This is a genomic window from Aquihabitans sp. McL0605, assembly GCF_049993875.1.
Lineage (GTDB): Bacteria > Actinomycetota > Acidimicrobiia > Acidimicrobiales > Iamiaceae > Aquihabitans.
Window position 1 is genome coordinate 493238 of the sequence record NZ_CP188252.1, and the last position, 17730, is coordinate 510967.

The following is a 17730-nucleotide window of genomic DNA, read 5'->3' on the forward strand; positions in this document are numbered from 1 at the left end:
GAAAGCAGTTGTACGGTACGATGCCTTCCGTGACCACCACCGCAACCGAACCGTCGCTCGCCGCCCAGGAGCTCGCCGCCGGGCTGCGCCTCAGCGTCACGCGGCTGGCCCGCATCCTGCGCCAGCAGGCCGATGCCAGCCTCTCCCCCACCCAGCTCGCCGCCCTGGCCACCATCACGCGGAGCGGTCCCCTCCCCATCGGCACGCTCGCCGACGAGGAGCAGATCGGGGCGCCTGCCGCCACCAAGATCGTCGACAAGCTCCAGGCCTCGGGCTACGTCGTCCGTGAGTCCGATCCCGCCGACCGCCGGGTCAGCCGGGTGTCCACCACCCCCGCCGGCGAGGCCCTCATGGCCGAGATCCGGGCCCGCAAGACCGCCTGGCTCACCAACCGCCTCGAGGCGCTGCCGCCCCACGAGCTGGCCACCCTCACCGATGCCCTCGTCGTGCTCGAGCACCTCACCACGCCGCCCAAGTCGTTCCCCCCGCAACCGCAACCCCCCGAATCGCAGTCATGACCGACAAGCTCAACTCCGCCGCCCACGAGACGTTCCGCTCGCTGCGGCACCGCAACTTCAAGCTCTTCTTCATCGGTCAGCTGATCTCGCAGACCGGCACCTGGCTGACGATGATCACCCAGACCCTGCTGGTGCTCAGCCTGTCGCACTCCGGCACGATGCTCGGCCTCCTCACCGCCTTCCAGTTCGGCCCCGTCCTGCTGCTCGGGGCCTGGGCCGGGGCCGTGGCGGACCGGGCCGACAAGCGCAAGCTCCTGATCACCGCCCAGGCCGCCGCCATGGCGCAGTCGCTGGCGCTCGGCATCCTCGTCCTGAGCGGCCACGCCACGATCCCCGCCATCTTCATCCTCGCGGCGATCCAGGGCGTGATCACCGCCTTCGACAACCCGACCCGGCGCTCGTTCGTCACCGAGATGGTCACGGCCGAAGACCTTCCCAACGCGGTCAGCCTGAACACCGCGATCATGACCGGCTCCCGCGTCGTCGGGCCGGCGCTGGCCGGCGTGCTGGTCCTCGCGTTCGGCTTCGGCTGGCCGTTCATCCTCGACGGCCTCACCTACACCGCGGTCATCGCCGGCCTCCTCATGATGCGGCCCGCTGAGCTCTTCCGCTCGGCACCCACCGCCAAGGCCAAGGGCCAGGTCCGCGAGGGCCTGCGCTACATCCGGGCCACGCCGAACCTGTTCGTGCCCCTCGTGATGATGGCCATCATCGGCACCTTCGCCTTCAACTTCTCGGTCACCGTCCCGCTGCTCGTCAAGGGCCCCCTCGGCGGCGGCACCGGCTCGTTCACCATCTTGTTCTCGGTGCTGAGCGTCGGCTCGCTCGTCGGCGCCCTGCTGTCCGCCCGCCGCAAGGACGCCACCCCGAAGCACCTGGTCCAGTCGTCGATCGCGTTCGGGATCTCGATGGTGCTGCTGGCCCTGGCCCCCACCCTGGGCCTGGCCTTCCCCGCCGCCATCGCCCTCGGCCTCGCCTCGGTCTTCTTCATGACCTCGTCGACCGCCATCGTCCAGCTGCTCGCCGGCGCCGAGTACCGCGGCCGGGTGCTGGCCATCCAGGCCATGGTGTTCCTGGGCTCCACGCCCATCGGTGGCCCGATCGTCGGTTGGATCTCCGACGTCTCCGGCGCCCGGGCCGGGATCCTGGTCGGGGCCGTCGCCTGCTTCGCCGCCGCCGTGTACGGCGCCCGGGCCATGGACCTGACCCAGCACCACCTCGTGGCGCCGGTGCAGGACCTCCCGGCGTTCGGCGGGCCCGCCGCGGTCCTCGAACCGATCACCGACGAGATCACCCTCGCCGACTGACCTCCGCGGGCCGGTCGCCTGCGTCGCTACGAGCGGGTGCGGCCCCCGGCCCGGGCCTCGGCCCAGGTGAGGCCCACCTCGGCGTCGAGGTCGTGCGGGAGGCCCAGCACCCGCTCGGCCAGGATGTTGCGCTGCACGTCGCCGGTGCCGCCCCCGATGGTCAGCGCCGGGGCGAACAGGAACCCTCGGTGCCACCCGGCCGGGTCGGTGCCCAGCGGTCCGGTGTCGGTCAGCAGGCCGGCCGTCCCCGCGAGGTCCTTGGCGAGGCCCATGATCGCCTGGCCGTGCTCGTCGGCGAGCACCTTGCGGATGGAGGCCTCGGGACCGGGCGACGAGCCTCGGACCAGCGCCGACACGGTGCGGAGCCGGATGAGCCGCAGGAGCTCCTCGGTGGTGTGGAGCCGGGCGAGGCGCTGCCGGAGGATCGGATCAGTGGTCCCGCCGGCGTCGCGGACGAGGTCGATGAGGTCGGCGCCGGTGGGGCCCATCCCCCAGAGCGCGCCGCCCGACGACAGCGAGACCCGCTCGTTGCCGAGCGTGACCTTCGCCAGCTCCCAGCCCCGATCGACCTCGCCGACCACCGAGTCGGCCGGCAGCCGGACGTCGGTCAGGAAGACCTCGTTGAACAGGTGCTCGCCGGTCATCTCGATGATCGGACGGATCTCGATCCCCGGCGTATCCATCGGGCAGACGAAGTAGGTGATCCCGCTGTGCTTGGGCACCTCGGGGTTCGTGCGGGCGATGAGGATGCCGTAGGTCGAGAACTGGGCCAGCGAGGTCCAGATCTTCTGGCCGTTGACCACCCACTCGTCGCCGTCGCGGACGGCCCGGGTGCCGAGGGCGGCCAGGTCGCTGCCGGCCTCGGGCTCGCTGAAGAGCTGGCACCACATCTCCTCGCCCGACTGCAGCTTGGGCAGGTAACGCGCCTGCTGCTCGGGGGTGCCGGCGTGGATGAGGGTGGGCCCGGTCCAGCCGATGCCGATCGGGTTGACGGGGCGCCGGACGCCCGCCGCCTTCAGCTCCTCGTCGATGATGAGCTGGTGGATCGGGTCGGCGCCCAGCCCCCACGGCTCGGGCCAGTGCGGTGACACGTACCCGGCCTCGGCGAGGTCCCGCCCCGATGGCGACGGATGGTCGCGCAGCCAGTCCTGCACCGCCACGCGGCGCGGGTCATCGGACGGGGGCAGCTCGAAGTCCATCACGGCGGAACGTAGCCGGGCACAGGCCCCCGGGGCTCCGCCCGGCGGACGCACCTCGGCCGGGGTGCGGGCCAGAACTACGGTCACCGTCGGGGACGAGCGCCACGCCTTGCTCCCCGGCCGGTCTGCTCATCGGAAGGACAGCACCATCAACCGCTCACCACGTCCCCCAACCGCCGGCTGGCCGCTCCACGGCACCCACGGCGCCGAGGACCTCTCGTAGCGATGGCCGACGTCCGACCCAGCGAGGCGATCGACGGGGTGTCCACCGTGCACCCCACGATCCACGGCGACGAGCGCGGCGTCTTCGTCGAGACCTACCGGCGCCAGTGGTTCCCCTCGGCGCGCGAGATGGTCCAGGGCAACCGGGCCGAGCGGAAGGCCGGTTCGGTGGTGGGCCTGCACTACCACCTGCACCAATCCGACTACTGGTACGTCACCCAGGGCCACGCCCGCGTGGTGCTGCACGACCTCCGAATCGGTAGCCCGACCGAGGGGGCGACCCAGATGCTCGACCTGGGCGAGCGGGCCGGGGAGGACCACCGCCACCTCGGCGTCTACATCCCTCCGGGTGTCGCCCACGGCTTCGCGTCGATCACCGATCTGGCCCTCGCCTACCTCGTCGACCGCTACTACGACCCCGTCGATGAGCTCGGCGTGGCATGGGACGATCCGGCCATCGGAGCCGACTGGGGTCTCGCCGACCCCATCCTCTCCGAGCGCGATCGCACCAACCCCGAGCGCGCCGCGATCGAGGCCGCCCGGCACCCGCGCTTCCCACGGCAGGACTGAGGCCGTCGTCGTGAGGATCCTCGTCACGGGATCCACCGGCATGCTCGGCCGTGAGGTGGTCGAGCACGCGTCGCGAGGTGGTCACGACGTCGTCGGGACCAGCCGCAGCGGCGAGGTCCCGGCCGACATCACCGATCGCGACCAGGTCGAGCGGGCGGTCGAGCGCGTCCACCCCGAGCTGATCATCCACACCGCCGCCTGGACCGCGGTGGACGACTGCGAGGGCGATCCCGAGCGGGCCACGGCCGTCAACGCCGCCGGGACGGAGCACGTGGGAAGGGCCGCCGACCGGATCGGTGCGCGCGTGCTCTACGTGTCCACCGACCACGTCTTCGATGGGACCAAGGCGTCCCCCTACGTCGAGGACGACCGCCCGAACCCGCAGTCGGTCTACGGCACGTCGAAGCTGGCCGGCGAGCGGGCGCTGGGGCCGCACCACACGATCGCCCGGACGTCGTGGCTGGCCGGGCTCCACGGCTCGAGCACGGTGAGGACGGTCCTCGACCTCGCCCGCCGCCAGGACACCTTGACCTTCGTCGACGACCAGATCGGCAACCCGACCTTCGTGGCCGACCTCGCCCCCGCCCTGCTCGAGCTCGGCGTAGCCGGCCACCCCGGGACGTTCCACCTCACGAACGTAGGCACCGTGAGCTGGTTCGAGCTCGCACGCGAGGTGTTGGCGGCGGCGGGCCTCGATCCGGAGCGGGTGCGGCCCATCGCCACCAGCGGGCTCGAACCCCCACGAGCGGCGAGGCGCCCCGCGAACGCGGCCCTGGCCACCACCGCATCGAGCCACCTCGGCCTGCCGGTGCTGCCGCCCTACCGTCGCGCCCTCGAGGAGCTCGTCGCCCAGCTCCAGGCTCGCGGTGTCGGGTAGCGCCTAGTCGTCGAGCCCGAGCCCGAGCTCGTCGATGGCGTAGGCCTTGAGGCGCTTGTAGTCGACCTTGCCGTTGGGCGCGCGACCGATGGTGTCGATCTGCACCACGCGCTTGGGGGCCTTGTACGACGCCAGCTTGCCCTTGACGTGGGCGATGATGGCGGCCTCGTCGAGCTCGGTCTGCGGCGCCAGCTCGACCACCGCCGTGATGGCCTCGCCGAACTTCTCGTCGGGCACCCCGACGGCGACGGCGTCGCGGATGGCCTCGTGGGTCTTGAGGACCTCTTCGACCTCCTCGGGGAAGACCTTCTCACCACCGGTGTTGATGCAGACCGAGCCGCGACCGAGGAGGGTGATGGTGCCATCGGCCTCGACGGTGGCGAAGTCACCTGGGATCGAGAAGCGCTTGCCGTCGACCTGCAGGAACGTGGCCGCGGTCTTCTCGGGGTCCTTGTAGTAGCCGATCGGCTGGTGGCCGCCGACCGCGACGCGGCCGATCTCCCCCGAGCCGGGGGCCACCTCGCGCAGGTCGTCGGTGAACACCTTGGTGTGCTCGCCCAGCTTGAACGTGGCCGTGTCGGGATCGACGCCGGCGGCCGACACCGACTGGCCCATGCCCACCGCCTCCGACGAGCTGAAGGCGTCGACGATCATGGCGTGGGGCAGGTGCTCGATGAGGCGCAGCTTGGAGGCTTCCGAGAACATCACCCCCGACGAGGTGAACACGTAGAGGCTGGTGAGGTCCCAGCGGTCGGGCTCGGCGTCGAGGGCGCGCAGCATGGGCTTGGCGAACGCATCGCCCACGATGGCCGTGGTGTTGCCGCGGTGCTGCTCGAGCGTGTCGAACAGCTCCTCGATGTCGAGGTGGGGGCTCTCGAGCGTGACCACGCACCCGCCGCCCGAGAGGGCGATCAGCTGGGTCATGCAGCCGGTGCCGTGCATCAGCGGGCAGGCCGGCACGCTGACGATGCCCGGCGCCTGGACCAGCTCACGGGTGACGTCGTAGTCGACCGGGTCCTCGCCGTACCGGGGGTTCACGCCGAGGGCGATGATGTTGCGGATGTTGTCGTCCTGGCGCCACATCACGCCCTTGGGCATGCCCGTGGTCCCGCCGGTGTAGAGCATGTAGAGGTGGTCGCCGTCGCGGCCCCACGGGGCCTCGACCCGCTCGGGGTGAGAGGCGGCGGCATCCTCGTACGACGTGGCCCACGACGGGCACGGCCCGCTGCCGTCGTCGACCCAGAGCCAGGTCCGCACCTTGGGGACCCGGTCGACGATGCGCTCGATGTTGCCGGCGAACGTGCCGTGGAACATCACCGCGACCGCATCGGCGTTGTCCCACAGGTAGACGAGCTCGTCGTCGGCGTAGCGGTAGTTGGTGTTGACCGGGACCAGGCCCGCCTTCCACGAGGCGAACATGCTCTCCATGTAGGCCGGGCAGTTGTGGAGGTACTGCGCCACCTTGTCCTGCTCGACCGCGCCCGCCTCGAGGAGGGTGTGGGCCACCCCGTTGGCGCGCTCGTCGAACTCCCGCCACGTGTAGCTGGTGCTGCCCTGGATCTGGGCGGGTGCATCGGGGATCTGGCTGGCGACCGTCTCCCAGATCTCGGCGTAGTTCCAACCTGACATCGGTGCCCCCTGTGGCGTCGCTGGCCTGGCGAGCATAGGGACCGGACCACGACAGGATCGCCTCCGAGCGGGTGCCGACCCGCCGTTTCGGCCGGAGGAGGGCCTCCCGATAGCCTCCCGTTCCCCACCTTTCGCGCAGCACAAGGAGTCCCCCATGGCAGATCTCGGTTACGACGGCAAGGTTGCGGTCATCACCGGTGCCGGAGGCGGCCTCGGCCGCTCGCACGCCCTCGAGCTCGCCAAGCGCGGCGCCCTCATCGTGGTCAACGACCTCGGCGGGTCGGTCGACGGCCAGGGCGGGTCCCACACCGCCGCCCAGCAGGTGGTCGACGAGATCAAGGCGGCCGGCGGCGAAGCCGTCGCCAACTACGACTCCGTGGCCACCCCCGAGGGCGGCCAGGCCATCATCCAGACCGCGCTCGACACGTTCAGCAAGGTCGACATCGTCATCAACAACGCCGGCATCCTGCGCGACGCCGCGTTCAAGAACATGACCCCCGAGCTGCTCGAGCCCGTCATCGACGTGCACCTCAAGGGTGCCTTCTACGTCACCCACGCCGCCTGGCAGCACATGCGCGACCAGAACTACGGCCGCATCGTCAACACCTCCTCGGCCGCCGGCATCTTCGGCAACTTCGGCCAGACCAACTACGGCGCCGCCAAGGCCGGCCTGGTGGGCTTCACCCGCGTGCTCGCGGTCGAAGGGGCCAAGAACAACATCAAGGCCAACGCCATCGCCCCGGTCGCCAAGTCGCGCATGACCGAGGATCTCCTCGGCCCGCTCGTCGACAAGCTCGGCCCCGAGTTCATCACCCCCGTCGTGGCCTGGCTGGCCCACGAGGACTGCCCGGTCACCGGCGAGGTGTACTCGTGCGGCGGCGGCCACGTGGCCCGCGTGTTCACCGGCGTCACCCAGGGCTGGACCGACACCGAGAGCCTCACCGTCGAGGACATCCGCGACCACTTCGACGAGATCCGCGACGAGGACGGCTACGCCGTCCCGGCCAACCTCACCGAAGAGCTCCAGGGCACCCTCAAGGCCCTCGGCGGCTGATCACCCGAGGAGCCGCTTCACCGGCCCTCGGAAACCCAAAGCGCACAGGAGGGCGGCCCCAAGGGGCCCGCCCTCTTGACCCGCGCACGGGCCAGGGGAGTATCTGCGTGCCGGCTCGCGACCGAGCCGAGCACGCGATGCGATCTTCCGCTGGGCCAACTGGTAGAACCGCAATCGACTTCACACGACCCTCGGCCACGACGCGCCGAGGGAAACCAAAATTCCTCATGCAGGGGCCATAACCACCCGCCCGAGCGGAAGGCCCCACTTCGCACAAAGTGCGATGTGGGTTATTCAGGCCGGGGTCGCATCCAGTGATCGCCGCTACGCCGCGCATTTGTCTCGGCCGCAAGGAGCGCGTCCAGCATCGAGATCGCCTCATTTGGCAATACGCCAAGGCGAGGTTTTATCTCCCATTCCGGCAGGGTGGACAAGCGGTCAGTAATGCACCTGAAAACAAAACCGTACTCCAATGGGTCGAGAAATAGGCGCACTCCTTCGACACCAAATTCAGCCTCCATATTCAGCCTCCATATTCAGTATCCCTTTATCTACAAGGTCCTGCAGACATGCCCGTAGCTGTGCTTGCTCTCGCTTAAACATTGAAGCCATTCAGTCGGAGCCATCTAAGTTGCTTGGCGGTGAGGTTCAGTGGGTCGTCGCCGTGACCCCAAGTTCGATCCCGATTGAGGGTAGATTGGTCGCCCTCGAAATGCACGTGATCCTGGCTACCAGGTCAGCCGCTGAGCTCGCGCTCGAATTCCCGCACGACCGGATCGAATGCCCGAGTAGCGCAGTAGAAGGCGCTGTCGCTACGGATCAGAAATGCTCCGGCCATTGCAGCATTCTACGGCCGCGACTTCCTCGAGGTTGACACCATCTTCATGGATAGAGTCGCTCACAACCGTGCAACCACTAGTCGCACCCTACGGTGCTGCGCGGCGCTCCGGTATCAGCGAGTAGTCGATCGTTGCACCGCATCGTTCGAGACTTCGTGCCAACTGGACGAGCAGATCCGAGTCCTCAATGCACAGGTACGTGACTCCCTCGACCATGCCTGGTCCGACGACGTTGCGTTCATGCAACACGATGACTCGCTGCTCTGGAAGGCGCCCGACAAAGTACCCCAGCGACAAAATGACATCCTGATTCGGCCGCTGCTCCCAGCCGCCCAATGGACGAGCCTTAACCCTGCAATAGTCATCTCCTGTCAAGATGATGATCACAACACAGGACGGGTCAGCCGGATCAGCATACCTCTCGATGAGCGCGCTGGCCGGATCAATCTTCGCTCCAAAGACGCTAGCCTCCAACGACGTAGCAGTATGGATAAGTCGTCCGACATCACGTAAGACAGACGGTTTCGATCCTAGAAAAATGAACGCCATTTCAGGTTTTTTCATATTTGCAGCCTAGTGTCCCAGCCGTTTCATGACACTAATCAAGAGGTCCTGCTCCTGATTTATTCGTTGAGCATGTTTCAAGTGTTGAATATAGGAATCGTCGTCAAATTGAGGATCCCAGAGGTTCGTCATGCGATTCGGAATACTAACCCGGAGGTCGTCTTCCAGCTGCTGCAGATCCTCCTCGCTTATGTCGTTCAACCTGTCACCAGCGGGCAGTGAACCGCCGAGAACCTTATTGTGAGTGTTTGGGTCGGTCTTCAACTGCCACGGACAGACCGCGTTGTGGACCAGCTCGCCGGCACCAGCCGTCAGGGCATAGAACGAGTGATCGCCCTGGACGGTGAGGTCGTGCATCTGTTGGGTTCCTGAGCGGTGGCTCAGGGCGACGACCGATGCGATGGTTCCGTCGGGTTGGCGGAGCTGGTCGCCGAGGGTGAGGTCGGCGGCACGGACCCAGGCGCCGCGGGTGACGTCCCAGATCTTGTGGTGATCGGTGGTCTGGAGGGCTCCCTCGTGGCCAGCGGCATCGCGGATCGTCACATCGAGGAGGTCGTCGTCGTCGTGGACCATCGTCGCGGTGACGGTGCGCGAGTGGCTCTTGCCGGCGGCGGGGTCGGTGGCGAGGACCTTGTCTCCCACGCGCACATCAGAGATCGCCTTGTGCGTGCCGTCAGCCATCAGCACCGGGGTGTCAGCGGCGAAGCTGTTCGCACACGCGTCACCATCACCGAGCACGTCACCGATCTCATCGACCGCTTCATCGACGGCGTCACCGACCGCTTCGGGGCCGTCATCGATCACGTCGAGCGTCTGGTTCGCGTCCGTTGCCGCCACATCCCCCAGCGCCGGCAGCGCCGCCGCCACCACCCGCAACCCGTGGCCCACGACCTGGCCACCGACCTCCCAGCCGTCGTGGCACACCGGATCATCCGGATCGAGCAACGTCACCACCCGACCCGGCCACGTGGCCCGCATCTTCACCGGCGTCACCCAGGGCTGGACCGACACCGAGAGCCTCACCGTCGAGGACATCCGCGACCACTTCGACGAGATCCGCGACGAGGACGGTTATGCCGTTCCGGCCAACCTCACCGAAGAGCTCCAGGGCACCCTCAAGGCCCTCGGCGGCTGATCACCCAAGGAGCCGCTTGAGCGGCCCCTCGGAACCCAAAGCGCGCGAGAGGGCGGCCCCACGGGGTCGCCCTCTTCACGCCCTGCGGCCAGCTCCGGCTCAAGGCGTAGTGCCTCCATTTGTAGTAGCCACTCCGAGCAACCGCGATGCCCTCGATATGGCCGTGCGGGGCGTAGAGCGCCAATCCTGTGGCATCGAAGATCACGGAACCACCGCCGTTATCGCGCCCGAGACCCTGGGACGGCGTCAGCCTCACCACCGCCTCGGTCACATCCTCGCTCCCGATCGAACAATCCCCCACCCGCACCTCGACGCCACCGCCCACCTCGACGAACTCCAACTCGTCCGCATCCAGAAGTAGAGATAGATGCCGTCGGCCTCGAACTTGTACGCCACCCATCCCTGCCCACTTTTCGAAGATCCGCGGCTCGTACCCCATCACTTGAGCACAAGCAGCGCTCGACATGCCGAACCGCAACGGCCCAAATCCCTCGTAGGGATTCACCAGTCGATCAATCACAGACGCTCCAAAATCAGACGGAGCTCAATCCAAACCGGGCAAAATGTTCAAGAGGTCTCGCGTTTCTTACAGCCAGCGAAAGGCACGCACCCAAGGCCCGGCATCAAACCTCGCATCGCACGAATCCATACGGTTGCGAATACAGATGAGTCACTGAGAATTCGCGCCGCCGTCGACGGAACCGCGTGCCTTCTGGACGCTCAAGGTGAGGAAGTGGTCGAAACCTTGGTCAGGGGTGAATCAGACCCACGGCGCGCTCACGTCTTGGGGACAAACGCAATACGCCCTGACGTCAGCCGAAAGACTTCGACCAGAGCACTTCTTACATCAGGGTCTCGGTCGATCCGAGGCAGACGAGCAAGCCGGGCCGGATCGACGTCGAACGTCGCCACTCCTCCCTGTGGTTCGCCACTCAATGTCGAGTAGAGGACCAGACATCTGCAGGTCTGCACACCTCCGCCGACGTGCTGGCGCAGGAAGGATTGCATGAGGACCGGCGCCCTGCCGCTTACCTGAGATCGAAGACGCTCAACGGATGACCATCGCGTGGACCAACCTCGCGCCTCTGCATTCAGTTGAAGCTCAACCAGGGTCTTAAGGTCCACCTGACAGATCCTGAAATCGGCGTCGGTTGGGCGGATGTGGTTCATCTACTCTCCTCCCACAATCCAAATTCGAATAGAGGTATCAGCGCTAATTCTCCCGTCGCTTACACGCAACATGAGCTCATCCCAACGATGATGGCCATCATACACTGCTCCGTCACGGGATACATTGATGCCGTCACCATCGGGTGCATTATTAATTGAATCGATGAGTTCATCATCACTCATGTGTTCGTAAATCGACCACGGACCGCGCGTTGCCTGACTCTCTGTGTATCCCGCCAGGTCGCCCGCCCGCACCGTCTTTTGGGTTATTCCTGCCCCACCACCACCGTCTTCATCCTCAGGGCAGTTGTGCACCAGGACGGCTGCGTAGCCGGTCTCGTCTGCAGCCTGGACGTAGAAGGTGTGGTCGGTCTGGATGGTGAGGTCGAACATCCGCTGGCCGCCAGGCCGGTGGGTGATGCCCACGACCGAGGCCGATGATCCGTCGGGCTGGCGGAGATGGTCGTCGCGGGTGAGGTCGGTGGCCTGGCTCCAGGCATTGCGGGTGGTGTCCCAGATCTTGTGGTGCTCAGTGGTGTGGAGCACGCCCTCGTGGCCGCCGGGGCCAGTGATGCTGAGATCCAGGAGGTCGTCGTCGTCATGGGCCATGGTGGCGGTGACGGCGCGAGCGTGGGATCTGCCGGTGGCCGGGTCGGTGGCCCAGACCTGGTCGCCCACATGGACGCCACCGATGGCCCTGTAGGTGCCGTCGGCCATCAACACGGGGGTGTCGGTAGTGAAGCTGTTCCCGGCCCCTGCCGAGCACTGGGAGTCGCCTTCGCCCGCCCCGCTGCCGGCGGGTTCCTCGGTGGCGGAGCCGCTGTCGCCGAGCGAGGGTTCGATGGCGTCGCCGTCGCCGATGACGCTGCCATCGCCGGCGATCTCGGGGGCGATCGTGCTCTCGGCCGGATCGGCGAGGCCCTCGATCCCCTCGGCGCCGGTGGCGATCTGCAACCCAGCCCCCGTCGCTGTACCAGCGGTCTCCCAGCTGTTGTCGCAGACCGGGTCATCGGGATCGATCAGCTTCGGCACAGAACCCAGCCCGAACGCCTTCAAGTAGCCCTTGGAGAAGCTGCGCGTGTTCTGCCAGCCCCCGCGCTCCAGGCACGCCGCGTTGATCCGAGGACCAAGCGCCGAGTCGTCGATCGGATGCAGACCTGACGGATCGATCTGGTTGAGCGGATCGTTTCCGCCGTAGTGGTACGGGTTCGCCACCGTCGTGGTGCCGTCGTCGCCGCCGAGCGGGTCCGGCGTCGTGAAGCTCGCCGTCGCCGCGTCGTAGTCGCGGTTGTCGAGGTGGAGCAGCGCTCCGGCCTGGATCTGGTCGCGGTAGCCGAACGTGACACCTGATGGGACCGTCCCGTCAACCGCACCCGAAGGGTTGTAGGTGGTGGGCGCGGTGTAGTCGGAGGAGTTGACGACGTCCCGGTGAGCGTCGAACGCGAAGAACACCGCGTTCGCACCCGAAGACGCCTGGTAGCCCAGGTACTGCAGCCCGTAGTTCGACCGGGTCCACAACGACGAGCCCACGTAGGCATCCATCGCCACCGGCACCGCCGTCGTGTCGTCCCACACGAAATCGATCCGCTGTCCGCTCGCCGGAAGCCCGATGGTCGTCAGCTGGCGGTCGACGTTGTACGCATCGGTCATCGACGGCGGTGCCCCGGTTCCGGTGAAGGTCTGGGTGGCGAGCAGGCCGCGGTTGTCATAGGTCGACACCGCGGACGGCCCCGACGACGCCGACACCGACGTACGACGGCCATCCGCATCCCATCCGAAGGTGCTGGTCACCGTCGACGCTCCCGTCACCGCCGACGACGACGCGACCTGGCCGATCGCGTTGAACGTCGACGTGGTGGTCGTGCCATCAATGGTGGCCACCAACCGGTCACCGTGTGAGTCGTACGAGTAGGCCTGTGCCGAGGTTCCACCTGTCCGCGAGGTGAGCTGGCCGGCGGCGTCGTACCCGAAGGTCAGCGCGGTGCTGCCGGTGGTCTCGGATGCTTCTTGGCCATCTGCGCCCCAGGTGATGTTGGTGTTGGTGGTGGGGGCGGTGTTGATGGTCTGGGTGTAGTTGGAGGGGTAAGGGGCGCCGTTGGACGGGTAGGTCCAGGTAGTGACCCCGCGGTTGTAGTCGACGCCCTCCGAGGTGCGGTTGCCGTTGGTGTCGTACGCGTAGCCCACGATCGGCCTGGCCGAGCCCAGGCCAGATCACGTTCGATTGGGTGAGCCGTCCGAGCTTGTCGTGGAAGAACGTGTGCTGCGATCCGTCCGGGTAGCTGAGGCTCTGCGGCAGACCGTTGAGGTCGTAGGTGTAGCTGTAGTGCGGTGTCGGGTTCGATGGGCTGGGCGGCAGGCTCGACGCAGTGAGGTCGCCGAGCGCGTCGTAGCTGTAGGTCGAGTCTTCGCCGCTGGTCCCGTTGAGGGTGTCGTGGACCTTGGTGCGGCGGCCGAGCTGGTCGTACCAGGTCTGTGCCGTCGTCTCGGTGGTGGAGGGCTGGTCGTTCCACACCATCGTGGCCAGCCCGTTCGCGCCATAGCCGTACGTCGTCGACCGCCCCGATGCCTGCACGACCACCCGCAACCGACCGGTCCCCTGTCCGGCGGTGGTGGTGCCATGGGGGTAGCTCGCGCTGTTGGGGTTGGTGTCGTCGTCGTACGTGTAGGCGACGGCGTGACCGGCGGTGCCGTCGGGACGGGCGGTCGTGACGTGGTCGGCGAGGTTGTAGGTCCACTTCTGGGTGACGGTGTTGTAGGTGGTGGGCGCGGCGGGGTTGGGGTTGACCAGCGTGGTGCGCTGGGTCCGGTTCCCGCGGGAGTCGTAGGCGTAGGTGGTGGTGTTGGGGTTCGTGGCTGAGGCGGTGCCGCCGAGCGCGTTCGTCACCCACTTGAGCGACCCGTCGGGGTAGTAGGCGCGGGCCACCGTGGCGGCGACGATGTTGCCGGGGGCCGGCGGGGTGGTGGTGGCCACGAGGCGGTCGTCGTTGTCGTACGCCCAGCTCCGCGACACGGTGCCGGTGCCTCCGGCGGGAGTCGGGGTGGTGTCGGTGATGACGTTGCCGAACGCGTCGTACGCGTACTGGTGGTAGTAGCCGCCGGGGAGGGTGTGCTTGGCGACGTTGCCGTCGGCGTCGTAGGTGTCGGCGGTGGTGCGGCCCAGGGCGTCGATGGTGCTGGTCACCTGACCGGCACCGTCGCGCTTGTACTGGGTGACCCGGGTGCCCTGTGCGTTGATGACCGGGTTGCCCGACGCGTCGTAGGTGGCCAACGGGGCCGCCGTGGGCCAGGTGAACGTCGCGGCATCGACCGGGTCGGTGAACGAGACGAGCAGGCGTCCGGCCTTGCTGTAGAAGTACTGGGTCACCTGGTCGTTGGCGTCGATCGTGCCGCCCGATGCGTCGAGGTCCACGACCTTCTGCATCAGTAGGCCGGTGACGGCGTCGTAGGCCAGGCGGGTCTTCACCTGCGGGCCCGACGAGTCGCCCTGGGTGGTGGCCACCGCCCGGTCGGCGCTGTCGTAGTCGGTGTGAGTGTGGCTGCGCACCGCGGCCCCGGTGGGCGACGTGTCGCCGGCCGGCCCGCACACGTCGGTGACGCGCCCACGGCGGTCGTAGGTGGTGGAGGTGGTGTGGCCGGGATCGCCGTAGGGCGCGGCCACGCTCCAGCAGCCGTTCGAGCCCATCGTCAACCCGCCGGTCAACAGCCGGTCCGGGGGCGTCCCGCCCACCTGGGTGAGGAAGACCCGGCCATCGTTGTCGTAGGCGTAGTAGGTGTGGACCCCCGTCGGCGACGTCGTGGAGCTCACCCGGCCCAGGTGCCCCGCCGTCGGGTTGTGCGGATCCTCGTAGGTGTTGGTGGTGGTGGCCACCTCCGCCGGCTTCGCCGGATCGCCCACCTTGGTGGACACCACTCGGCCCATCGCATCGGTGGTGGTCACCGTGACCTGGGCGACGTGGCTCCCGTCGGCCTCGTCGTGGGTGGGTGGCGTCACCGTCGACACCACCCCGCCCCCGCCCGGATAGGTCACCGCATGGGTGGTGGTCTGACCGTTGGCGACCGCCTGCTTCAACGTGCCGTCGAGGTAGTACCCCGACGCAGTGGTCGGACCGGTGGGCGGCGATCCCGGGAACGTGCACGACGCCGCCAGCGCCCCCGCCGCCGTCGTCACCGTCGGGCAGCCCCGCGTCGTGTTCGCGACCGTGACCGGGCCGACCACCGACGCCACCGTGCCGTCAGGGTTGTAGCTCGTCCACGTCTCGACTCCGGCTGGCGTCCGCACCACAGTCTGACGGCCCGCGCTGTCGTAGCCGTAGAAGGTGGTCCGGAACACCCCCGAAGCCGGGTTGTCCGAGCTCGACAGCAGCTGCCGCCTCCCGACCTGCCACGTCTCATAGGTCGCGTCACCATCCGCGTCGGTCGATGAGGCCAGCAGATCGGTCGCCGAGCCCGACACCGAGACCGGCGCGTTCGTCGTGGTGGCGCCGCCGACCGTGAGGGTCGTGGGCAGCCCGGTTCCCGCCGCGCACCCCGAGCTCCCGTAGCTCAACGTCGCCGCGATCCCCGCCGAGTTCGTCAGGGCGGTCGGCCGGTCGTCGCCCGAGCAGTACGACGACACCTTGCCGCCCGAATCGGCCACCGCTGCGCCCGTCGACGGGTTCGGCCGCGCGATCGCGGCCGTCGTCCCGCGCGTCGGGTCCACCGTGTAGCCCGACACCGCCGCGGGTGACGATCCATCTGCGGGCCGCCGCGTCGCCCCGGTCGGCCGATCGTTGGCCATCGTCTGCGACGAGACGTTGCCCCACGGATCGGTCACCTGCGTGATGTTCCCGGCGCTGTCGTAGTGGTACGCCAACGTGTCCGTCGGCCCCGACGCACCTCCTTGGTTCGTCACGGTGGTGACCCCAGCCGCGTACGCGAGCGTCACCGTCTGACCGCCCAACAGCGTCTGGCTCGTCACCCGGCCATCCACGTCGAACACCGACGACACCGTTGTCAACTGCGTCGCACCCAGGTAGTCGTCAGAGATCGTCGAGACGTACCCGTTGGCGTCGAAGCCGTAGTGCTCCCACGCCACCGGCGCGGCGCCGGACGCATAGGGCCGCGAGACCTTGTCCAGGTGCACCCCGTCGTCGTCAGTCGCGTCGTGGTAGTCCACCCGGGGCGCTCCCGTCGTCGACCCGCCCGCTGGGAACGGGCCCACCACGCCCGACGCCCGCCCCGCCGATCCCAGCAGCTGGTAGCTCCACCCGGCCTGCCCCGAGTTCGAAGACGTCACCGTGGCCAGCACGCCAGCACTCGGCGCCCACGCCACCACGATCGACTGACCCAACCCGTCGGTCCGGCTCACCAACCGGCCACTCGAATCGAACGTCCACGTCTCCCCCGTCCCGAACGACAACTTCGGCCCACCCGCCGTCGTGAACGTGGCGTACAAGGCGGCCGGCACCGACCAGCCCGAGCCGTCCTGCACGATCGGGTACCGGCTCCCGTCGGGCATCCGGAGCACGTACGACGCGTCGCCATCGGCCGTCGACCCGAACGCCGCCAACGACACATCGAGCGGCGACGTCCACCCCACCCCCAACAGGCCGTCCGAGCCATCCTCGGAGTTGTAGGTGCGCGTGAAGTCCATTCCGAACACGCCCGGCGGCGCCGACAGGTCCGTGAGGTTCTCCACCAGGTTCCCGTTCACCGCGTTCACCGGTTCACCCACCAGCCCACCGCCCGAGGCCGTGTGGTTCCCCAACCCCTGGGCCACCGACGATGAGGCCCGCCCGCACGCGTTGGAGCCCGACCCCAGCCCGGCGCAGGCGTGGTTCGCGATGGCCGTCGCGGACAACGCATACGGGTACACCGCCACCTCCGAGAACGCATCGCTGCCCACCGTCGTGGTGCACGAGCTCGTCTCGAGCCGGAAGCCTCCGCTCCACGTCTGCGGCGTACCCGCCCTGGCGACTGGAGTTCCTTCGACCCCATCGACCGCCACCGTCAGCATGGTTGGGCTCGCGACCACGGCCACGTGGTGCCAACCCGCCAACGGCCCGCTCGTGTTGAGCGCACCGGTCTGGACCCTCACCCCCGTGGTTGCGTTGTAGCCGGACCCCGTGGCGGCCCCTGTTTCGCCGATCACCGCCGAGAAGGAACCGGCATCGAACCAGGACCCATCCGTCGTGAAGTACGGCGTCGCCTCCGCCAGCTGGACCCAGTACTCCATCGAGAACGCCGGCCCGAGCGACGAACCAGGCGCGCCGCCCAGCGCCGTCGGCCAACCCCCAGTCCCGCAACCCGCCGACGTCGACAGCTGCGTCGCATCAGCCCCCGCGAACGGTCCCGGCACCGCCCCCGGCGTCGCTGCCGTCCCAACGAGACCGAGATCTGCCCCACCGGCCCTGGCTTTGAACGGGTGAGACGAGTGCATCGGCCACCACATCGCCGGGTGGTCGCCCGCCACCATCGCCTCGTAGCCCGCCGCCACACTCGGGGTCGCGGCTGCCGGGCCGACCGGGTGGGCGACCGCGAGGGCCGTGACCGCTGCCACCAGCGCCAGCGCCAGGGCGGCGCACCCCGCCCGAGCCCTCCAGCCTCGTCCGCCCCCATGTGGCCAGTGGACCCGGTGCAGACCCGTCCCCATCGCTACCAGTTCCAC

The 17730-nt window shown here is 68.2% G+C and carries 12 protein-coding genes; 6 read left to right on the forward strand and 6 right to left on the reverse strand.

All coding sequences use genetic code 11. The features are described 5' to 3' along the window. The first annotated feature begins 29 nt into the window (after positions 1–29). Positions 30–518 carry a MarR family winged helix-turn-helix transcriptional regulator gene (locus ACPPVX_RS02265; protein ID WP_426573261.1) on the forward strand — a complete coding sequence of 163 codons (489 nt, stop codon included), beginning with the start codon at positions 30–32 and terminating at the stop codon, positions 516–518. Then, positions 515–1825 (forward strand): MFS transporter, encoded by a 1311-nt coding sequence (locus ACPPVX_RS02270; RefSeq protein ID WP_426573262.1) that lies wholly within the window; start codon positions 515–517, stop codon positions 1823–1825. The genes ACPPVX_RS02265 and ACPPVX_RS02270 overlap by 4 nt, the downstream gene beginning before the upstream one ends. 26 nt (positions 1826–1851) lie before the next feature. Here ACPPVX_RS02270 and ACPPVX_RS02275 read toward each other — a convergent pair whose 3' ends face one another. Continuing rightward, entirely contained in the window at positions 1852–3024 is a 1173-nt protein-coding gene (locus ACPPVX_RS02275; protein WP_426573263.1) for an acyl-CoA dehydrogenase family protein, read from the reverse strand. Between the two features lie 225 nt (positions 3025–3249). On the opposite strand from ACPPVX_RS02275, the gene ACPPVX_RS02280 reads away from it, so the two are divergent. Beyond that, positions 3250–3816 carry a dTDP-4-dehydrorhamnose 3,5-epimerase family protein gene (locus ACPPVX_RS02280; protein WP_426573264.1) on the forward strand — a complete coding sequence of 189 codons (567 nt, stop codon included), beginning with the start codon at positions 3250–3252 and terminating at the stop codon, positions 3814–3816. A gap of 10 nt (positions 3817–3826) precedes the next feature. Further along, positions 3827–4693, forward strand: coding sequence for a dTDP-4-dehydrorhamnose reductase (gene rfbD / locus ACPPVX_RS02285; protein WP_426573265.1), 867 nt, complete (start codon positions 3827–3829; stop codon positions 4691–4693). 3 nt (positions 4694–4696) lie between these two features. Here the strand turns inward: rfbD and ACPPVX_RS02290 are convergent, their stop codons facing one another. Next, positions 4697–6322 (reverse strand): acyl-CoA synthetase, encoded by a 1626-nt coding sequence (locus ACPPVX_RS02290; protein ID WP_426573266.1) that lies wholly within the window; start codon positions 6320–6322, stop codon positions 4697–4699. 154 nt (positions 6323–6476) lie between these two features. On the opposite strand from ACPPVX_RS02290, the gene ACPPVX_RS02295 reads away from it, so the two are divergent. After that, positions 6477–7376 (forward strand): SDR family oxidoreductase, encoded by a 900-nt coding sequence (locus ACPPVX_RS02295; protein WP_426573267.1) that lies wholly within the window; start codon positions 6477–6479, stop codon positions 7374–7376. 926 nt (positions 7377–8302) lie between these two features. On the opposite strand, the gene ACPPVX_RS02300 is transcribed toward ACPPVX_RS02295, so the two are convergent. Together ACPPVX_RS02300 and ACPPVX_RS02305 are read right to left on the reverse strand one after the other, a co-directional pair. Beyond that, entirely contained in the window at positions 8303–8779 is a 477-nt protein-coding gene (locus tag ACPPVX_RS02300) for a TIR domain-containing protein (RefSeq protein WP_426573268.1), read from the reverse strand. A 9-nt stretch (positions 8780–8788) separates the two neighbouring features. Further along, positions 8789–9730 carry a polymorphic toxin-type HINT domain-containing protein gene (locus tag ACPPVX_RS02305; RefSeq protein WP_426573269.1) on the reverse strand — a complete coding sequence of 314 codons (942 nt, stop codon included), beginning with the start codon at positions 9728–9730 and terminating at the stop codon, positions 8789–8791. 16 nt (positions 9731–9746) lie between these two features. Here ACPPVX_RS02305 and ACPPVX_RS02310 point away from each other — a divergent pair, with 16 nt between their 5' ends. Next, entirely contained in the window at positions 9747–9914 is a 168-nt protein-coding gene (locus tag ACPPVX_RS02310; RefSeq protein WP_426573270.1) for a hypothetical protein, read from the forward strand. Between the two features lie 1170 nt (positions 9915–11084). Here the strand turns inward: ACPPVX_RS02310 and ACPPVX_RS02315 are convergent. After that, the gene (locus ACPPVX_RS02315; protein ID WP_426574979.1) at positions 11085–12734 is read right to left on the reverse strand and encodes a polymorphic toxin-type HINT domain-containing protein; all 1650 of its coding nucleotides are present in this window, start codon (positions 12732–12734) and stop codon (positions 11085–11087) included. A gap of 238 nt (positions 12735–12972) precedes the next feature. Then, positions 12973–17298: a DUF6531 domain-containing protein gene (locus ACPPVX_RS02320; protein WP_426573271.1), complete on the reverse strand. Its 4326-nt coding sequence runs from the start codon at positions 17296–17298 to the stop codon at positions 12973–12975. Between the last annotated feature and the right edge of the window lie 432 nt (positions 17299–17730).